Origin of the sequence: Jatrophihabitans endophyticus (assembly GCF_900129455.1) — a bacterium.
Taxonomy (GTDB): domain Bacteria; phylum Actinomycetota; class Actinomycetes; order Mycobacteriales; family Jatrophihabitantaceae; genus Jatrophihabitans; species Jatrophihabitans endophyticus.
Map to the genome: position 1 here is coordinate 319275 of NZ_FQVU01000005.1, position 16399 is coordinate 335673.

A 16399-nucleotide genomic window follows, 5' to 3' on the forward strand; every position below is an offset into this window, starting at 1 on the left:
GGTGTGGTTCACGGGAATCAGCCGCAGAACAGCGACGAGGTGCCGGGGTGATTGATCATGCGATGCGACTCCGTGCCTCTTGGGCGAACGTGGGACTCAACTCGACGCCGAGCCAGTCGCGGTGCAGCGCGCGGGCGGCCAGGGCGGTCGTGCCGGCGCCCATGAAGGGGTCGAGCACGATGCCCGGCTCGCGCCCATACGTGCAGTCGCAGGTCGGGCCGAGCGCACTCCGGACAGCTGTGCCACCGAGGGCCCGTAGGACGCGGCGGACATGCGGACGACGGCAACCGGTGCAGCGTGCTTCGGGACAACCGGCGCGGAGCGCGTAGTCGGCGAGCCCGAGCGGGAACGTCGCCCGGTGACCGCCGCGGTAGTTCGAGCTCGCGAGTCGTAAGACGTCGCCCGGGTTCGCACCGAGCGGATGCCCGACAAGGCCATTGGCCTTCAGCTTCAGGAGGCCGCTGGTACCCATGCTGTTCGGGCCACGGTGGTCGTCGCTCGATGCCAAGACGGCGCGGCGCGTCGCGCTCGGTCGGCTGCGGTGCGGACGACGGACGGCGTCGAGGTCGAAGTAGTACGAGGGATTGCGAGCGAGCACGTAGATGTACTCCCATGTGCAGGCCAAGCGGTCGCGTACCGATGTCGGCATCGGGTTGGGCTTCTGCCAGATGATCTTGTTTCGCAGCAGCCAGCCGTCGGCGGTCAGCGCCAGGACGAGTCGCTCCGGTCCGAGCAGCAGGCTCTTGCGCTCGGCGCCCTGCTCCGTGTGTATCGAGTAGCTGTCGCCGACGTTCAGCCAGAGCGTGCCGGTCGGAACGAGGACGCGGGCAGCTTCTTGGGCGACCGCGCGGAGTGGTTCGACCCAGCTATCGACGTGGCGTTCCTGGCCGAGCTGACCCGCAATCTTGTAGTCCCTGAGCCCCAGGTAGGGCGGGCTGGTCAGCACCATGTCGACGCTGGTGCTCGGGAGCGTGCGCATGGTGGCGAGTGCGTCGCCGACGATGATTCGGTTGCGCGGCAGACTCATCCGGCACCCCCTGCGATGAGCGCAGTAATGGCGTCCTGAACGGCGAAGCGGAACAGCCGGAGATCGAGATCGCTGGTGGCGATGGCGTTTTCAATGGCCTGCTTGCGCTTCTCGTCCGGCACGAGCCAGACGACGAGCGGGTTGACGCCGTAGCGCTGCACCGCGTCGCCGGTGCGGACGTAGCGGGCGTACTGGAGCGACTTGCGCACGATGGTCGGCAGGCTCTCGGTCGCGCGGTCGATCTCGAGGTACCAGTAGTCCTCATAGTCGTCTATCGCCGTGACCGCGAAGGCGTCGGGCTTGAGCACCTGGCGGACGGCGCCGGGCCCGAGGAACGACTGCCAGCTGTCCGGCTCGGTGGTGAGCTTGAGCAGCTCGAAGCTGCCCGCGCGGCTGGCGAGCGTCAGACGAACGGCCGCGTCGGCGACAGCCAGCCGGTGGTCGAGCGTGCGCAGGCTCGGTTCCTTCCGCCGAAGTCGCGCCGCCGTGTCACCAAGCAGCAGCCGGTGGCCGACTGGCCCGACCCGCCAGACGTAGGACGCCGAGCCGGCACGGACACCACCGACGCGCCGATCGAGATGTTCAACGACCCCGAGCTGGGCCAGTCGAGTCAACGCGCGGTAGGTACGACGAGCAGCGGCCAGCTCACTGGCGTTCGTGCTGAAGTGCAGGAGTTGCAATTGGTTTGTAGTCAGGAAACCAAAGCGGTCAAGATCGCCGAGGAGGGCGCGGTCGGTGTCGGTCATCGACCGGTCGACGGCGTCCAGACGGCCGGCCGGCGTTCGCCTTCCATGGCGCTCAGGGACCGGCGGCATGACACCCGACCGGGCAATACTTCCGGGCGCCTTGCGGGCCGGGAGGGCCCTGAACTCGGTTGGTTCGAGGGTTGGTTCGCCTGCGCGATCCGACGGGCGATCTGACGGGTACGCGGTCATGGTGAACGCCTCCGCCGTCCGGTCGGGCCGAGGTCGTCCGGGGCGCTCGTCTGGTCGTACAGCTCGCTGAAGCCGGCCTCGACCTCGTCGAGCGGACGGCCGTAGGCAGCGCGGCTGCGCGACCGAACGGCAGCCACATCTGCGGTCGCCGAGCCGAGCGGGCGGCTGCGGCCCGATGCGTACGGCGTGGTCGTCCCGCGGGCGAACAGGTTGGCGTAGACCTCGTATGGACCGAGGGCTTCGAGGTCGGCAGCAGCAAGTTCGGGGTGCCCCTTGGCGAGCTGGACGGCGTCCTCGTGTGGCAGGCGGAAGACGATGCGGCTCAGGGCGTTCGCGAGCACCGCCGATTTCAGCTCGCGCGGCAGCTGGCTCAGGAATTGGTGCGACAGCACGAACCCGGCGCCGTAGCCGCGGGCTTGGGCCAGGCCGTCGGCCAGGTCAGTTGGCAGGTGCAAGTAGTCCTGCACCTCGTCGATCACGATGGCGACGGGATGCCGATCAGCCGCCGGGACGTTGGCCCGCGCCTGGATCGACTGCCAGAGGTCGGCGACGACCAGCGAGCCCAAGAGTTGCGCCGCGTCCGGCCCGATGACGCCGCGCTTGAGCGGCACCAGCAGCACCTTGCGCTCGGTGAAAATTTGCGACGTCGTGAAGCGCGGTGCGCGCTGCCCGAGCACGCCGCGGAGCCCAGGACGTAGCAGCGGCCGCAGCTTGTTCATGGCGGGCGCGACGGCGGCCATTCTTTCGGCGTCCGACCAGTGCTCGAAGGTGGCCCAGAACGGCTCGAGGACGAGCGGGTCGCGCAGCCCGGCCGTCACGCTGCGGCGGAAGCCGGGGTTGGTGAACAGCAGCGGCAGCATGACGAGCGAGGCATCGCCGCGGCGCGCGAGCGTCAGCAGTCCGGCGTAGAGGATGTCCTGGGTGCGGGCGCCGACCGCCTTGCCGTAGAGCTGCTTGAAGACCGACACCATGGCGTCGGCGACGAGCTCGGGGGAGCGGCCGCCCTGCGTCGCGAGCGGGTTCAGGCCGACGGGCGCCGGGTCGTTCGGGTCGAGCACGACGACGCGCTCCTGATGCTCAGGCTTGATCCGCGCCAGGACGTCGTCGACCAGGTCGCCCTTCGGCTCGATAACGACGGCGCCGTGCCCGGCGTTCACCACCTGGGCGGTCCAGTTAGCGAGCAGCGTGCTCTTGCCCGCGCCGGTCGGCGCGATGACGTGGACGTGGCGGACGGCCGAGGACATCGGCAGCACCAGGCCGGTCGGCTTGTCGGTGGCGGTCGCGTCGGCGATGACCAGCTCGGTGCCGGTCGTGCCCGGTGCGGGCGAGAGTGGCTTCGGGTGCGGCGACGGCAGGCCGGGCAGCTCCTCGTCACCGAGCGGCCAGCCGGTCAGGCCAACCAGTTCCGGAACGCCCAGGCGCAGTGGCCAACGCAGTGGTGAAACAGCGGCGTTGAAGTCGTGAGCGTGCATGCGGCGGAAGCGCAGCTGCACGCCGGGCGCCTCGGCGACACGGACGGCGGCGGACAACCCGAGCAGCAAGCTCTTACGACGTTCGGCGTCGGTTGCGGTGACGCCCAGGCGGACGGCGCAGGCAAAGCCGAAGTCGGACACCTTGCTCCGGAGGGCCCGCCGTTTATCACCGTCGATGCGGCCGCCGTTGCCGATCCAGGCCACCGTGTACCAAGGCGCGACGACGGAAGACGGCGACTGATCCGGTACGGCCAGCGGGATACGGCGCGGACCGAGGAGTAGTTGGACGACGAGCTGTTCGCCCTTCACGAGCCTGACGCCGGTCGCCAGCAGTGCTCTGACGACGCGCTCCGGATGATCGGTGACGAGCGGTCGGTGACGGGTGTTGGCCTTGAGCTGGCCGCTCGTCACGACGGCGGTGCGGAGCTCGTCCGGCACCGGCACGAGCGTGGCGTTCGGGATGGTGGCGAGCGCGGCGCGAATGTCAGCGGCCGACGGCCAGCCGATCAGGTAGCGAGCACCATCGCGGGTCAACCGCAGTTCCAGGACGATGCGGGGCGAGCGGGCATCTGCGGCCCACTGCCGAAGGGCACCGGCGACGCGGTCAACCTCGAGCGGACGCTGCCAGCGCAGTTCACGCCAGGTAGTGCGGGACTCAGGCACCGCGCTGCTCCGTGCTCTTGCCCTTCTGCTCGGCCTCGGCGGCAGCTTCGGCTGCGGCTTGTTCGATAGCGAGCTGGAGGACGGCTCGGCCGAGCCGGCGCAGATCCGGAGGATCACGCCGCACGGCACGAACGGAAATGTTTCGCTGCCTACCCTTACCGTAATTCGTAATGCGCTTATTTCGTGCCATGTGGTCTAACCCTCCTTTCGCTTAGTGATGCAAAGCAGCTGTTGTTTTGAAACAACAATGCCAGTGCATTTAGTTATAGTGTTGTTTTGAAACAACAGCAATACAGTTTGTGTATTTGACAGCACCGAATTGACGCTGGCTCGTCGCTGTTACCAGCCCCGATTGCGGGACCGCAAAATCGCGACGGCGACGCCAACGACGCCGGCCACCGCGACAATCACGATGAGCGCGGTGAGGATGGAGAGCAGCAGCTGGACGGCCATGAACAGGACGAGGGCGATGACGAGCACGCTGAACGCGCTCGTCACCGCCCTGTCCAGCCAGCTGTTCTTCGACTGCATTACCGAAGCCCGGATCGCCTCGACTGCTCACGCGCCACGTCTCGCATTGCCTGCAATGCCTGACGAGTGAGCTGATCAATCTGAGTGTCTGCCAATGAACGAGCAGAACGGAGGCACTGCACGCGGCGATACGCACGACGACTCGCCATGACGTGTCGCGTGACGACGGCGGCCAGAACCAGCACCACCGCCGCCAGGGCGATCAAGACGATAAACACTAGATCCGCCGGGCGCGGTACCGCAGATCGGCCAGGACGTCGGCGACACCGAGCGCATGATCGTCGGCCAGCATCGCCAACCGCCCCGAAGCACTGGGCATCATCTGCTCGAGCGCTTGCTGGGCCTGGGCCACCGTGATGACGGCCCGCATGCCGCTGCCGGTCGCCATCGTGACGTTGTCCAGCTTATTCATGGTCACATCGGTCTCGACGTCCATACGGCTCTGCCGCACCGCGCCGCTTCCCTGCATGCGGGAGACGCTGCGCCCGGCGCGACGCCGATCTGCCGGGTACAGCTCCCCGCCGCCGTACTGCACCATTTCGTGGCTCATGGTCCTTCCTTCCGTCGCACCTGCGGCGCTCGAACCGATCGAGCGGTCGACCGCAGTCGCCGACAGACCCAGTTCAGCGCCGAAAAAGCGCGGTTACGAGCCGAAAAACCGGTCACTATCCGCGACGCTGCGAAGCTCGGCATCGCAGCGGAGAAGGAAGCGCGCGAAGTCGATCAGCTCCTGCCGCTGCAGGTGGTGGAACGCGTCGGGGGTGATACCACGGCCTTTTCGCGCCAAGTTGAGTAGCCCGGCGGCTCCTAGGGCACCAGGTCCGCGACCGTCTCGGTCGAAAAACAAGCTCCGGACGAACGAAGCCTGGGCAGCAGACTCCTCGCCGTACATGAGGAGTCGCAGATCGAGGAGTTCGGCGATCGCTGCGGCGCGACTACGGCTGATGCCGAGTTCGCCGCGTACAAGTAGTTGATCAAGGATCGGGGTCACCACAGGCGACTGGTGGTAGCCGACACGGTCAACCAGGGCAATACCCCGCTGCCGAACACGCGCCAGCTCGGTGGCCAGACGGAGTGCTTCGCCCTGCCCCACCACTCCACTCACCGAAGGTCGAGCCACTCGCGTATAGCCAACAACTGCAGCGCCCGCTTACGCGCGTTGATGCGCAGATACATGGACCGTGCCGGGTTCGTGGCTTCCACCGCGTCGGCGAGGCGGAGCAGCTGCTCGATCGAGTCGGCCTCGGCCGTCAAGTAGCGCTGGAGCTCCGGCCCGTCCGAACCGTCAAAAGCTTCAGGATTCACGGTGCCCTCCACTCGGCCTCGTACCACATCGGAACTCCGAGTCTGCGCAGGCAGTGACACGATGTCTGGGGTAAACGGCAGCCCTGCGGCATGCCTACGACGTCGAGCGGCAAAATCGCGGCAATATGCAGGTCCAGGGGGCACACATGACCGGCGAAGTGCATGACCTGACGGCCGCTGACCTGCTGCCGGAGCTGAACACACTCCGGAAATCGGGACTGGCGAACCCAGACCTGGTCGCCGTGGCCAACCTGACACGACTGTCCGTCGAAGCGGGCTTCGGCGCCGAGGGTGAACCGACGGTTCTCGGTCTGCAGAACTACCTCCGAGCCGCCGTCGGCTTGATCGACAACGACTCCCTGAGTAGCTCGGCGGCGCACTTGTTCGGGCTCAGTGGCGTAGTAGCCCCGAACACCCCACTCAAGCAGCGGACTGCGGCGGCCATGAACCAGCGAGGCATCAAGTACCGGGCGTACACCGGTAAGCCGCAGTCCGAAGACCTCGAGATGGTCGCCAGCTCCCTGATCTCGCTACATCGGGTCACGCGGCAGCGGATGCGAGAGCAACAGCGCCGGCTGTCCGGGCTACCACCAACGCCAGACCTGTACCTCGACGATGCCCCCGAGGCTGTTGTGAGTGTGCTCGGCGATCGTCCGCCGTTGGAGTGGTTGGGCGCGCGTCAAGAGAAGTGCGCTGAACTCTGGTCAGCGCTGTTGAGGGCGCGCGACAACGCGCTGACAGGTATCGGTGAACCACCTGACAAGCTCTGCATTTTCGCCAGCGGGTCCTATGGTCGCGAGGAAGCGATGGAGTTCAGCGACCTCGACCTGTTCCTCGTTCACGATGCACCGGGCGGAGACTCGAAACGCCATGGGCGCCTCGACAAGTTTGAGCTCGGCCGGGCGCTGACCGTCATCGACCACGCTCGGATGGCGCTCGGTATCCAGCGCTTCTCGCAAGGTGGCTACTACCAAGAGCCGCAGTCCTTCCGCCAGATGCTCGTGCCTGGCGAACGGCAGCAGGAGGAGCGCTCGACATTGACGACGGCGCGGTCGCTGCTGCTGGCAAATAGCCGATGCTTCGTCAACCCAGAGCTGTACGCCGAAATGCGTGAGCTCGCGATGAACGACTACTGGCGGGATCCAACTGGCAATAAGGCCCGACGGCTCGTTCCGTCATTTCTCATCAACGATCTCCGCAGGTTGTGGTTGACCATGCTAGTCGACTTTGAGCACTTCTTTCCGAAGGAGAGTTCAGGTGGCCGACCTGTCTCCGGGATTGACCGGCGGATCGCGGGCTTGAAGTTGGGCTTGCCGCAGCAGCTCGGGTGCTATACGCCGATCTTGGGACTTCTTGAGCAATGCACGACCGTTGGAATCGACCGAGCGAGCGCGGAAGAAGTCCTGAATATGACCACACGCCAGCGACTCGACATGCTCGCTGAGTCGTCCGACCATACGATTGCAAGCGCGGCGAGCGCACTACGCACCTTGTACGCGCAATATCTCGCTTTTAGTTGGTGCGACAAAGAGGAAATGGCTGATCGAGTTGACCGGCAAGACTGGTACGCGATCAAAGGCCACTTCAACCGCGCACACAACCTCATCTTGCTAATGCTATGGACATATAACGCCAGAATACCTGAAGTCGCTCGATTTGCTCTTGTCTAGAGCTAACGTGATGCTCATACTGAATATACGAAAGGACGGTGATGAAAATTGACGGCTCGGGAAATCTAGCGCGGGAACTTCGACAGCTCGCTGGCGACGTACATATTAGGCGCGACCTCGAAGAAAGCGAGTTCGACAGGACTCGTTTAGCTAATCTCGGCGAACTTCTTCTCATCGCGGCAGACATGGCGGCGGACCTTGACGGGATTTCGACCAGCAGCGATTACCCGTCGGAGGTTGTAGACGAGTGGTTCGATGACATCGTGTACCGAGAGTTTCCAGACGGCACAGAGGGCCAGTCGGGATGAGGCACAAGTCTGCGTTTCGGTACGGCCGCGCCGAAGCTGGGTTGCGCTATAATTAGAACATATGATCGATATTCAGGATCGGGAGACCGCAGTGTCCAACTTGATTCCGACCGGACTATCGGCTGACATGCAGCCGATCGCTGCAGAGGTGGACCGGATCCATGAAAGTGCTCTCTGGAGTGCCCAAGGACAGTTCGAGCAGATGAAACTCTGGCGCGCTATGAATATGGTGCTCGGTGTGCCGGCGTCGGTCTTAGCCGCGATCGCAGGTGGCACCGGACTGGCTGCGGATGGCAAGACCTCACTGCCTGGAGTGGTTGCCTTGGTTGCAGCGGGTTTCGGTGCGGCGCTCACGGCTTTGAACCCTTCGCGCCGAGTCTCGTCCGCTCAGGCAGCGGCCAACGCGTATCTCGGCATTCAGACAACTGCACGCCAGCTTCTGACCATTCGACTACTGACGGCTACGCAGGAAGAAGCACTTGATGAGCTAGCGACGCTCACGGCTCGCCGAGATGATGTGACAGCTACGGCCGACCCGCCCAGTACCTACGCGTACTGGAGGTCAAGACGGAACATCGAGAAGACCGGTGGCCAGAGCTACGAGACGGACAAGGTGGAGGGGTAGAGATGGCGCGGACTGCTGCGGAAGGCTTCGAGACGTTTCTTGGACGGCTGACGCCATCAGAAAGTGAACGAGAGAAGGCCTCATCGCATCGCGCTTCGATCTACGCCAAGCTCGACGACCGATTCGGGCTATACCGCATGTTCGAGAGTGGCTCGTTCAAGCACGGTACCGGCGTGAGCGGAAAGAGCGATGTCGATTTTTTCGTGTCACTGAAAACTTCTCGACCCTCACTTGCATCGAGCACGCTCACGTCCGTCAAGAACGCGCTCCAGGATCGGTTCCCAAGCACGTATATTCACACGTCACGTCCGGGAGTTGTCTTGGAGTTTGGTGGCGGCTATGAACGTGTCGAGGTGATCCCGGCCTATGCTCAGGAGAAACTGAGTGACGGATCGATGCGCTTCAAGATTCCTGGCGTGACCTCAGAATGGCTTGACTCGACCCCCGAAGCGCACTTTGGGTACGTCAATGACTCCAACTCACTGCCTCGCAGGGGTGCTGCCAAGTCGCTCGCCCGACTTGCGAAAGCTTGGAAGTACTACCGCAACGTGCCGATCTCATCGTTCTACCTAGAGATGCGCGCCGCCTCGTACATGCGTGCGCAGACATACCTGGACTGGCCCCTCGATCTTTACTATTTTCTCAACTCGCTGCAGAGCCACGAACTTGCAGCAATGAACGATCCAACGGGAAACACGGGTCGGATTGAGCCGTGTTCGTCCACGACGAACAAGATCGATGCGAAGTCAAAGCTCGATACGGCCGTCAACCGAGCGTTGCGTGCGAAGGACTATTACAAGGACGGCCGAATTCGTGACGCGTTCGACGCGTGGGACTTGCTCTTCAATGGCAATTTTCCTGCGTATTACTGACAGGGTGCGATCTCCTCGGGACTCTGCGGCTAGCCCATTAGTTCAGGGTGCACCTTGGAGCGGATGTCCTGGATGATAATCGAAGAAAGCGCACCTATTTCGACTGGTCGCAGCTCTGCTGGGCGCCGAGACTTGATAAGTCGCAGGACACGGGACGCCGTACGCGACCAGATGAGCGGCACGGTGCTCCGCGAGATCGACGAGATGTGGCAGGACGAGTTGTTCGCGCCACCGCTCCCAGACGACACATACCCGGAGCCGGTTGGGGGTCAACGGGTAACGCATTTCCAGGCGTACCTCAATCAGGTGGATTGGACCGACAGCGGTCACGTCAGTCGTGCCCTGCGCGTGTTCGAGGTCGCGCTGCACTACTTGTTCGTCCCAAGATCAGACTGGACTCCGCCGGCGGAGCTGATGACCCGCTTGCGACGTCTATTCGCACGAGACGGCTACACCCTCAACGACGATGGCCGCATCACCGGCGGACCGCCGCAGGTGATTGAGCAGGACTTGCTCGCGAACCTGCAGGACGCCGCTGTCATCCAAGAGCACCTCGCTCGCATTACCTCCGCACTAGAGCGCGACGACCCGGCGCAGGTGATCGGCTCCGCGAAGGAGCTGATCGAAAGCACCGCGAAGCTTGTGCTGCGCGAGCGAGACGTCGAGTACACCGACGCCGAGGATGTGCCCGCGCTCGTCTCGAAGGCTCACACGGCCCTGGGTTTGCACCCTGCTGCACACAGTGCTGGGCCTGACGGCTCAGATGCCGTCAAGAAGGTGCTGGGCGCTTCGCTCACCGTAACTACCGGTGTAGCGGAGCTACGTAACCGCGGCTTTGGTACCGGGCACGGGCCCGGGGAGGTACGCACCGGGCTGAGCTCCAGGCACTCGCGACTCGCTGTGAACGCCGCGCGGCTTTGGTGCGAGTTCATGCTGGATACTCTGTCGGACCCGGCAGCGCCGTGGCGGCGCTAGGTTCCCTCAGTTGGTCACCGAGGCGTGCCGCGGTGGCATGGCGTCCCATGTGCGCCCGTCCAGTTCGCGGCCACGTGCCTTCGGTCGGATGCCGCCCCACTGCTTGAAAAAAAAGGCCGTGTCGGACGCTGCGCACTGGTCACGCAGCGAGCGGACCCAATCTGGATTGATCGGCCGGTGGCCCCGTCCGGACTCGCCACCCACGATCAACCAGTCGATGCCGCTGAGATCAAGCTGGAGCGGTCCAAGCAGCGGCTCAGCGGAGATAAACCGGATGGCCGCTGGCACCAGAATCAATTCGTCGAGCCGCCACGCCTGCTCTTGCGCCTCGATGGAAGTCCCGATCCACACGTTGCTTGGCCAGGGGAGCTCTTCAGCCATGCGGCGGAGACGCTTGGGGCGCTTGGTGAGCAACTGGTAGGTGTGCTGTGGCGTGTTCACCATGACGTCGAAGACCCGGTGAATGAACTGGTCTGGCACCCGCGCGTGCCAGAGGTCCGACATGCTGTTGACGAAGACAGTCCGCGGTGTGGACCAGCGAGTGGGAAGCGCAAGCGCGTCCTCGTGCAACGCCACGCCGAAACCGGGCCCACTGGTACGAGGGTCTCCATCGACCTGATACTTCGGGTTACCCATCGCCTTCAACCGCTTGGCGAGGGTCAGGGCGTAGCAGTTGTCGCACCCGGCCGTGATGCGATCACAACCGGTGGTCGGGTTCCAGGTGGCCTCAGTCCACTCGATCGAGCTCTTGTCTGCCACAGATGCAGCGTACGACGGCAGTCCGACAAAGTGGCGGACATGCGCAGCCGCTTCGTTGTGCCGTGCTCGCTCGCCACCTACGCTCGGCCCCCTGATCGATCTGGGAGGGCTTACTTCGGATGCCGCCACGTAAACGCAAACCTGTCGAGCTGTGGGACCGCCCGCCGCACACCGGCGCCAAGCACGACTTGCTTCGCTCCTATCTCGGCGCCTGGTTCCCGATCATGGCGAAGTACAACGGACGGGTCCTGTACTACGACGCCTTCGGTGGCCCCGGCAAATACAGGGGTGGAGAACCCGGCTCACCACTCATCGCGCTACAGACCTTGGTCGAGCACAGCCACTTCGCTTCCATGTCCGGCACCCAGTTCGTCTTTTTGATCAACGAGCAAGACTCTGGATGCGCCGAACACCTCGAGGCTGAGATCGAAGCGTTCAAGGCCGCCCACCAGCCTTGGCCGTCGAACGTGGTCATACAGGTGAACAACGAAACCTTCGTCGACCTGACGACGAGCATGATCGACGACTTTGATGAGCGCGCCGTGAAGATGGCACCGACCTTCGCCTTCGTCGATCCGGTGGGTGTCAAAGAGACGCCCATGGCAGTGCTGGCGCGGCTCTCCAACTACCCCAAAGCGGAAATGCTCGTCTACTTCGCGCATGAGTTCGTGGTCCGCTTCTGCAGCAGCGGCGAGGTCGACGAACGGTTGGACGACCTCTTCGGCACGGATGAATACAAGGCTGGCGGCGACCTCACCGGGCGGCGTCGCAGCCAGTTCATACACGATCTCTACAAGCGGCAGCTGCACGATGTTTGCGAGTTCCCGTACATACAGAGCTTCGAGATGTGGGACGGCCGTGGAAAGCGGCTGTACGACCTCTACTACTGCACGCATGACACCACCGGTCTGGACCGCATGAAGGCGGCGATGTGGAAGGTGGCGCCGTCGGGCGACTTCAGCTTCCGCGATCGGTTCGCGGACCAAGACGTGATCTTCGCGGAGACTCCGGACACGGGCCCGCTCCGGCAAGAGCTGCTTGATCACTTCCGGGGTCGAACCGTGACGATCCAGGAAGTCATCGATCACGTCGTCGCCGAAACCCCCTACACCAGCTCACACGTCAAGCGTCTGACGCTCGCACCGATGCAGCACGACGGACTGATTTCGAGTCCAAACCAGAAGCGCGCCCGACAGTTTCCTGACGGCACGCTCATCCAATTCCCTGACTAATCCGTTCAGCCTAGAAGTTCTCCGGGTGGAGACGATCTCGCACGCGTCATAGCCTGATGTGTCTGCCTGGGCGTCAGCGGCTTGACCGGCAGATCAGAAGCGGCGCCCCCAGCGCGGATGCCATCGAGCATCATGACTAGATAGCGCCGATAGAGCTCTGGTGCGACGTCGCGTGTCTGCTCCATGATCGCGGAGAGCCCGAGCTGTAGAAAGATGAGATCGCTCTGGTCGAAGTCCGAACGGACGACCCGCTGCTCCTTCGCCTTTACTACCAGCTCGGTCAGTAACGGAGCGATCCGGTCCCGGACTTCGGCGACACGGGTGTCTCCGAGTGAGCGGTCGTTCATGATTTCGTCGAGGCCCCTGTCGCCGTAGCGCAGATGCAGAGCCTGGCTGAGGTAGAGAACCAGGCCATCCCACGCGTTCGGTTCAGCCAGGGCGCGCCGAGCTTCGTCCTCGACGAGCTGCAGTCGCTGGTCGAAGAGCGCGTCGATGATCTCTTCTTTGTTTTTGAAACGGCGGTAGGCGGTACCGACGCCGACGCCTGCGTGGTGCGCGATGTCGTTGAGCGTCACGCCCAGACCGCGCTCAGCGAAGAGGTCGCTTGCAGCAACTAGCAGACGCTCGCGGTTCTCCGCTGCGTCCTTCCGTAGTCCTCGATCAAGCCGAGCTGCCATGCCTCCATCGTAGCACGTAAACGGATTGACCGTATCCGCATACGTGCTACAGTAGATGTAAGCGGATACAAGTTATCCGGTCACGGGGACGCCTATGCGGCAGCCCCGGTACCAACTGAAAGGAGGGCAGGATGACAGCACAACTCACGCATCAAGCGGCCCGCTCCGAGGCGTCGACAGGCGCCGCGCGGCCTTCGCTGACGTTGGCGGCCGCGCTACTCGGGTTCTTCATCGTCACGCTCGACGCCGTCGTTGTGAATGTCGCCCTGCCTACGGTCCAGCAGGACTTCGGCGGCGGGATCGGCGGCCTGCAGTGGGTGGTTGACGGCTACACGTTGATGTTCGCGGCGTTCCTGCTGACCTCTGGCGTGCTGTCCGATCGCGTCGGCTCGCGCCGCGCCTTCGCCGGTGGCGTCGTGGTCTTCACGCTCGCGTCACTGGCCTGCGGGCTCGCGCCGGGTATCGGCGCATTGGTCGCCGCGCGCTTCGTCCAGGGCACTGCTGCGGCGGTCATGATGCCCTCGTCGATGGCACTGCTCGGTCAGGCCTACGCCGATCCGCGTGAACGAGCTCGCGCGGTCGCGCTGTGGGCAATGGGCGGCGCGCTGGCGTCGTCGTCCGGACCCATTCTGGGCGGTCTGTTGACCGAGCTGAGTTGGCGTCTGATCTTCTTGATCAACGTCCCCGTCGGCGTTCTGACGCTGCTTCTTGTGCGCAAGATCGCGCCATCGACGCGACGTGCTGCTTCGATCGACTGGGTCGGGCAGACGACCGCCGTTGTCGCGATGGGTGGGCTCACCTACGGCGCTGTCGAAGCCGGCTCCCAAGGATTTGCACACGCGTCGGTGCTGAGCGCCTTCGGCCTGGCAGTGGTAGGGATTCTCGGCTTCGCCCTGAGTCAGACCCGCGGCAGGCACCCCATGATCCCGCGGACGCTGCTCGCGAACCGCACCCTGCGCGGCGCGGCAGTCATTGGCTTCGCCTTCATGGTCGCGTATTACGGGTTGCCCTTCGTCTTCACGCTCTACTTCCAGCAACAACGCGGACTGTCGGCACTCCAGACCGGCGCCTTGTTCCTGCCGATGATGCTGATCGGTGCTGCCTTGACGCCGCTATCGGCTCGGCTCGTCGAGCGCGTCGGTCATCGGGCTCCTATCGCGGGTGGACTCATCCTCATGGCTGTCGGTGCAGTAGCCCTTGCGCTCATGCCCGCAACCGCCCCGCTCGCAGCAGTGTCCGGGCTGCTCATCCTGGTCGGTCTCGGCGGTCCGCTGGTGATGCCACCAGCCACGGGTGTGCTGCTCAACAGCGTCCACGGCCACCACACCGGCACCGCCAGCGGCGTCTTCAATACCAGTCGGCAGATCGGCGGCGCGCTCGCGATCGCGGTCTTCGGTGCGCTGCTCGCCGACCGGTCGACGTTCATGCACGGCGCCCGGATGAGCCTGGTCATCGCCGCGGTCGTCACGGTCATCGCTGCGGGCGTATCCCTACGCCTTCGCAGCTCCGAACAAATGGAGGCATCAGCATGAGCACGTGGACCGCCACGCAGCTCGACGGCATCGACCAGGCCGAGGAGCTCGAGGTGATTACGCTGCGGCACGACGGGTCGCCGCGTCGCCCCGTCCCGATCTGGGTGGTTCGAGTCGGTGACGATGTCATCGTCCGGTCGTACCGCGGCGAGGGCGGCGGCTGGTATCGGCACGCCCGCGACGACGGAGCCGGTCGAGTCCGCGTGGCCGGCATGGACCTGGCCGTGACCGTCGCACCAGTAACTGATCAGGAAGCCTCCGAGGCCATCGACGCCGCTTACCGCGCCAAGTACGCGCGCTACGGCGACAGCTATCTCAAGCCGATGGTCGCCGAGGCCGCCCGAGCGGCAACGCTGCGGCTCACGCCGCACGTCACAACTAACTACAAGGAGGACAAATGAAAGCAGCAATTTTCAAGGGCAAGGGTTCGGTCGTCATCGAGGACCGGCCGAAGCCGACCATCAGTGAGCCGACTGACGCCATCGTGCGTGTGGTGCTGGCCTGCGTGTGCGGTTCGGATCTGTGGTTCTACCGCGGCATCTCCGAGGTCGACCACGGCGGCGTCGGGCACGAGTTCATCGGTGTCGTCGACGAGGTCGGCAGTGACGTCACCAACGTCAAGCCAGGCGACTTCGTCATCTCACCGTTCTCGTGGAGCGACGGCACCTGCCGCAACTGCGAGCACGGCTTCCAGACCGCCTGCGTACACGGCGGCTTCTTCGGCCAGGGCGGCGACGGAGACGGCGGACAGGCCGAATACGTCCGCGTCCCGCAGGCCGACGGCACCCTTGTGACGGTGCCCGGCTCGGACTTCTCCGACGAGACCATGGCCTCCCTACTGGCGCTGACCGACGTCATGGCGACCGGCTACCACGCCGCCGTCAGCGCCGGCGTCACCGAGGGCATGACCGTCGCGGTCGTCGGCGACGGCGCGGTGGGCCTGTCCGGTGTGCTGGCATCCAAACTGCTCGGTGCGGAACGGATCATCGTGCTCGGCAGCAAGACCGAGTCCCGGCACGCGCTCGCCCGCGAATGGGGCGCCACCGACATCATCAGCGTGCGTGGCGACGAGGCCGAGCAGCAGCTCAAAGACCTGACCGACGGCTTTGGCGCGGACGCCGTGTTGGAGTGCGTCGGTACGAAGGAGTCGGTCGAGACCGCCTTCGCCGTGGCCGCCGCCGGTGCCATCGTCGGCCGCGTCGGTGTCCCGCACGGCGTCGAAGTCGACGCCGAGGGCACGTTCTACAGCAACATCGGCCTGCGCGGCGGCCCCGCGCCGGCACGGCACTACCAGCCCGAGCTGCTCAAGCAGGTGCTTGACGGCTCCATCAACCCCGGCAAGGTTTTCGACGCCACGTTCACCTTGGACGACATCGCCGAGGCCTACGCCGCCATGGACGAACGCCGCGCCATCAAGGCGCTCGTGAAAGTGAGTGAACTGGCATGAGTGACAACCAGAACCAGAGCACCGGCTGGACCGGCGGGCAGAACGCCTTCGGCGACTTCGCACCCGGCATGGTGCACTACACCGACAAGGTCCTCTTCGACGAGGTCTGGGAACGTCCCGACCTGTCCAAGCGCGACCGCAGCCTCGTCACCATCGCCGCATTGACCGCGCTCGGCAAGATGGACCAGCTGCAGTTCCACCTCGGCTTCGCCCGACAGAACGGCGTCACCGACGACGAGCTGAAGGAGGCCCTGCTGCAGCTCGCCTTCTACGCCGGCTGGCCCAACGGCATGGGCGCCACCACCGTGCTCAAGAACATCATCGAAAACGACTCAGAGGCCTGAGCCTCCGCTGTCGATAGCAACCAAC

The 16399-nt window shown here is 64.5% G+C and carries 19 protein-coding genes; 10 read left to right on the forward strand and 9 right to left on the reverse strand.

What is annotated here, in order from left to right; translation table 11 throughout:
* Positions 1–55: 55 nt before the first annotated feature.
* From BUE29_RS18255 to BUE29_RS18295, 7 genes are all read right to left on the reverse strand, one after another.
* Complete coding sequence (locus BUE29_RS18255) at positions 56–1027, reverse strand: DNA-methyltransferase (protein ID WP_073391848.1); 972 nt, start codon at positions 1025–1027, stop codon at positions 56–58.
* Complete coding sequence (locus BUE29_RS18260) at positions 1024–1773, reverse strand: replication-relaxation family protein (RefSeq protein ID WP_073391849.1); 750 nt, start codon at positions 1771–1773, stop codon at positions 1024–1026. Before BUE29_RS18260 ends, BUE29_RS18255 begins: the two co-directional genes overlap by 4 nt.
* A 185-nt stretch (positions 1774–1958) precedes the next feature.
* On the reverse strand, positions 1959–4097 hold the full coding sequence (locus BUE29_RS18265) for a type IV secretory system conjugative DNA transfer family protein (protein WP_073391850.1): 2139 nt from the start codon (positions 4095–4097) through the stop codon (positions 1959–1961).
* Positions 4098–4436: 339 nt separating this feature from the next.
* Positions 4437–4628, reverse strand: a complete 192-nt coding sequence (locus tag BUE29_RS18275) for a hypothetical protein (RefSeq protein WP_073391852.1) — start codon at positions 4626–4628, stop codon at positions 4437–4439.
* A gap of 217 nt (positions 4629–4845) precedes the next feature.
* Complete coding sequence (locus BUE29_RS18285; RefSeq protein ID WP_073391854.1) at positions 4846–5178, reverse strand: hypothetical protein; 333 nt, start codon at positions 5176–5178, stop codon at positions 4846–4848.
* Between the two features lie 93 nt (positions 5179–5271).
* Entirely contained in the window at positions 5272–5724 is a 453-nt protein-coding gene (locus tag BUE29_RS18290) for a hypothetical protein (RefSeq protein WP_073391855.1), read from the reverse strand.
* A 5-nt stretch (positions 5725–5729) separates the two neighbouring features.
* A complete protein-coding gene (locus tag BUE29_RS18295) occupies positions 5730–5945 on the reverse strand; it encodes a hypothetical protein (RefSeq protein ID WP_073391856.1) in 216 nt (71 codons plus the stop codon).
* Positions 5946–6079: 134 nt separating this feature from the next.
* On the opposite strand from BUE29_RS18295, the gene BUE29_RS18300 reads away from it, so the two are divergent.
* The 5 genes from BUE29_RS18300 (at position 6080) to BUE29_RS18315 (ending at position 10383) form a co-directional block, all read left to right on the forward strand.
* Entirely contained in the window at positions 6080–7603 is a 1524-nt protein-coding gene (locus BUE29_RS18300) for a DUF294 nucleotidyltransferase-like domain-containing protein (RefSeq protein WP_159440900.1), read from the forward strand.
* 41 nt (positions 7604–7644) lie between these two features.
* On the forward strand, positions 7645–7911 hold the full coding sequence (locus tag BUE29_RS22205; protein ID WP_143168242.1) for a hypothetical protein: 267 nt from the start codon (positions 7645–7647) through the stop codon (positions 7909–7911).
* 61 nt (positions 7912–7972) lie between these two features.
* The gene (locus BUE29_RS18305; protein ID WP_143168243.1) at positions 7973–8536 is read left to right on the forward strand and encodes an SLATT domain-containing protein; all 564 of its coding nucleotides are present in this window, start codon (positions 7973–7975) and stop codon (positions 8534–8536) included.
* Positions 8537–8538: 2 nt separating this feature from the next.
* The gene (locus tag BUE29_RS18310; protein WP_073391858.1) at positions 8539–9408 is read left to right on the forward strand and encodes an SMODS domain-containing nucleotidyltransferase; all 870 of its coding nucleotides are present in this window, start codon (positions 8539–8541) and stop codon (positions 9406–9408) included.
* Between the two features lie 171 nt (positions 9409–9579).
* Entirely contained in the window at positions 9580–10383 is an 804-nt protein-coding gene (locus tag BUE29_RS18315; RefSeq protein ID WP_200800297.1) for an abortive infection family protein, read from the forward strand.
* A gap of 6 nt (positions 10384–10389) precedes the next feature.
* Here BUE29_RS18315 and BUE29_RS18320 read toward each other — a convergent pair whose 3' ends face one another.
* Complete coding sequence (locus BUE29_RS18320) at positions 10390–11142, reverse strand: DUF5131 family protein (RefSeq protein ID WP_073391859.1); 753 nt, start codon at positions 11140–11142, stop codon at positions 10390–10392.
* A gap of 119 nt (positions 11143–11261) precedes the next feature.
* On the opposite strand from BUE29_RS18320, the gene tcmP reads away from it, so the two are divergent.
* The gene (gene tcmP / locus BUE29_RS18325) at positions 11262–12374 is read left to right on the forward strand and encodes a three-Cys-motif partner protein TcmP (RefSeq protein WP_073391860.1); all 1113 of its coding nucleotides are present in this window, start codon (positions 11262–11264) and stop codon (positions 12372–12374) included.
* Positions 12375–12379: 5 nt separating this feature from the next.
* Here the strand turns inward: tcmP and BUE29_RS18330 are convergent, their stop codons facing one another.
* Positions 12380–13051, reverse strand: coding sequence for a TetR/AcrR family transcriptional regulator (locus tag BUE29_RS18330; protein WP_073391861.1), 672 nt, complete (start codon positions 13049–13051; stop codon positions 12380–12382).
* Between the two features lie 131 nt (positions 13052–13182).
* On the opposite strand from BUE29_RS18330, the gene BUE29_RS18335 reads away from it, so the two are divergent.
* From BUE29_RS18335 to BUE29_RS18350, 4 genes are read left to right on the forward strand one after another with little or no spacing between them, the layout of a single operon-like run.
* Complete coding sequence (locus tag BUE29_RS18335; protein ID WP_073391862.1) at positions 13183–14583, forward strand: MFS transporter; 1401 nt, start codon at positions 13183–13185, stop codon at positions 14581–14583.
* Positions 14580–14984: a DUF2255 family protein gene (locus BUE29_RS18340; RefSeq protein WP_073391863.1), complete on the forward strand. Its 405-nt coding sequence runs from the start codon at positions 14580–14582 to the stop codon at positions 14982–14984. Before BUE29_RS18335 ends, BUE29_RS18340 begins: the two co-directional genes overlap by 4 nt.
* Positions 14981–16030 (forward strand): zinc-dependent alcohol dehydrogenase family protein, encoded by a 1050-nt coding sequence (locus tag BUE29_RS18345; protein ID WP_073391864.1) that lies wholly within the window; start codon positions 14981–14983, stop codon positions 16028–16030. Before BUE29_RS18340 ends, BUE29_RS18345 begins: the two co-directional genes overlap by 4 nt.
* Positions 16027–16374, forward strand: coding sequence for a carboxymuconolactone decarboxylase family protein (locus BUE29_RS18350; protein ID WP_073391865.1), 348 nt, complete (start codon positions 16027–16029; stop codon positions 16372–16374). Before BUE29_RS18345 ends, BUE29_RS18350 begins: the two co-directional genes overlap by 4 nt.
* The last annotated feature ends 25 nt before the right edge of the window (positions 16375–16399 follow it).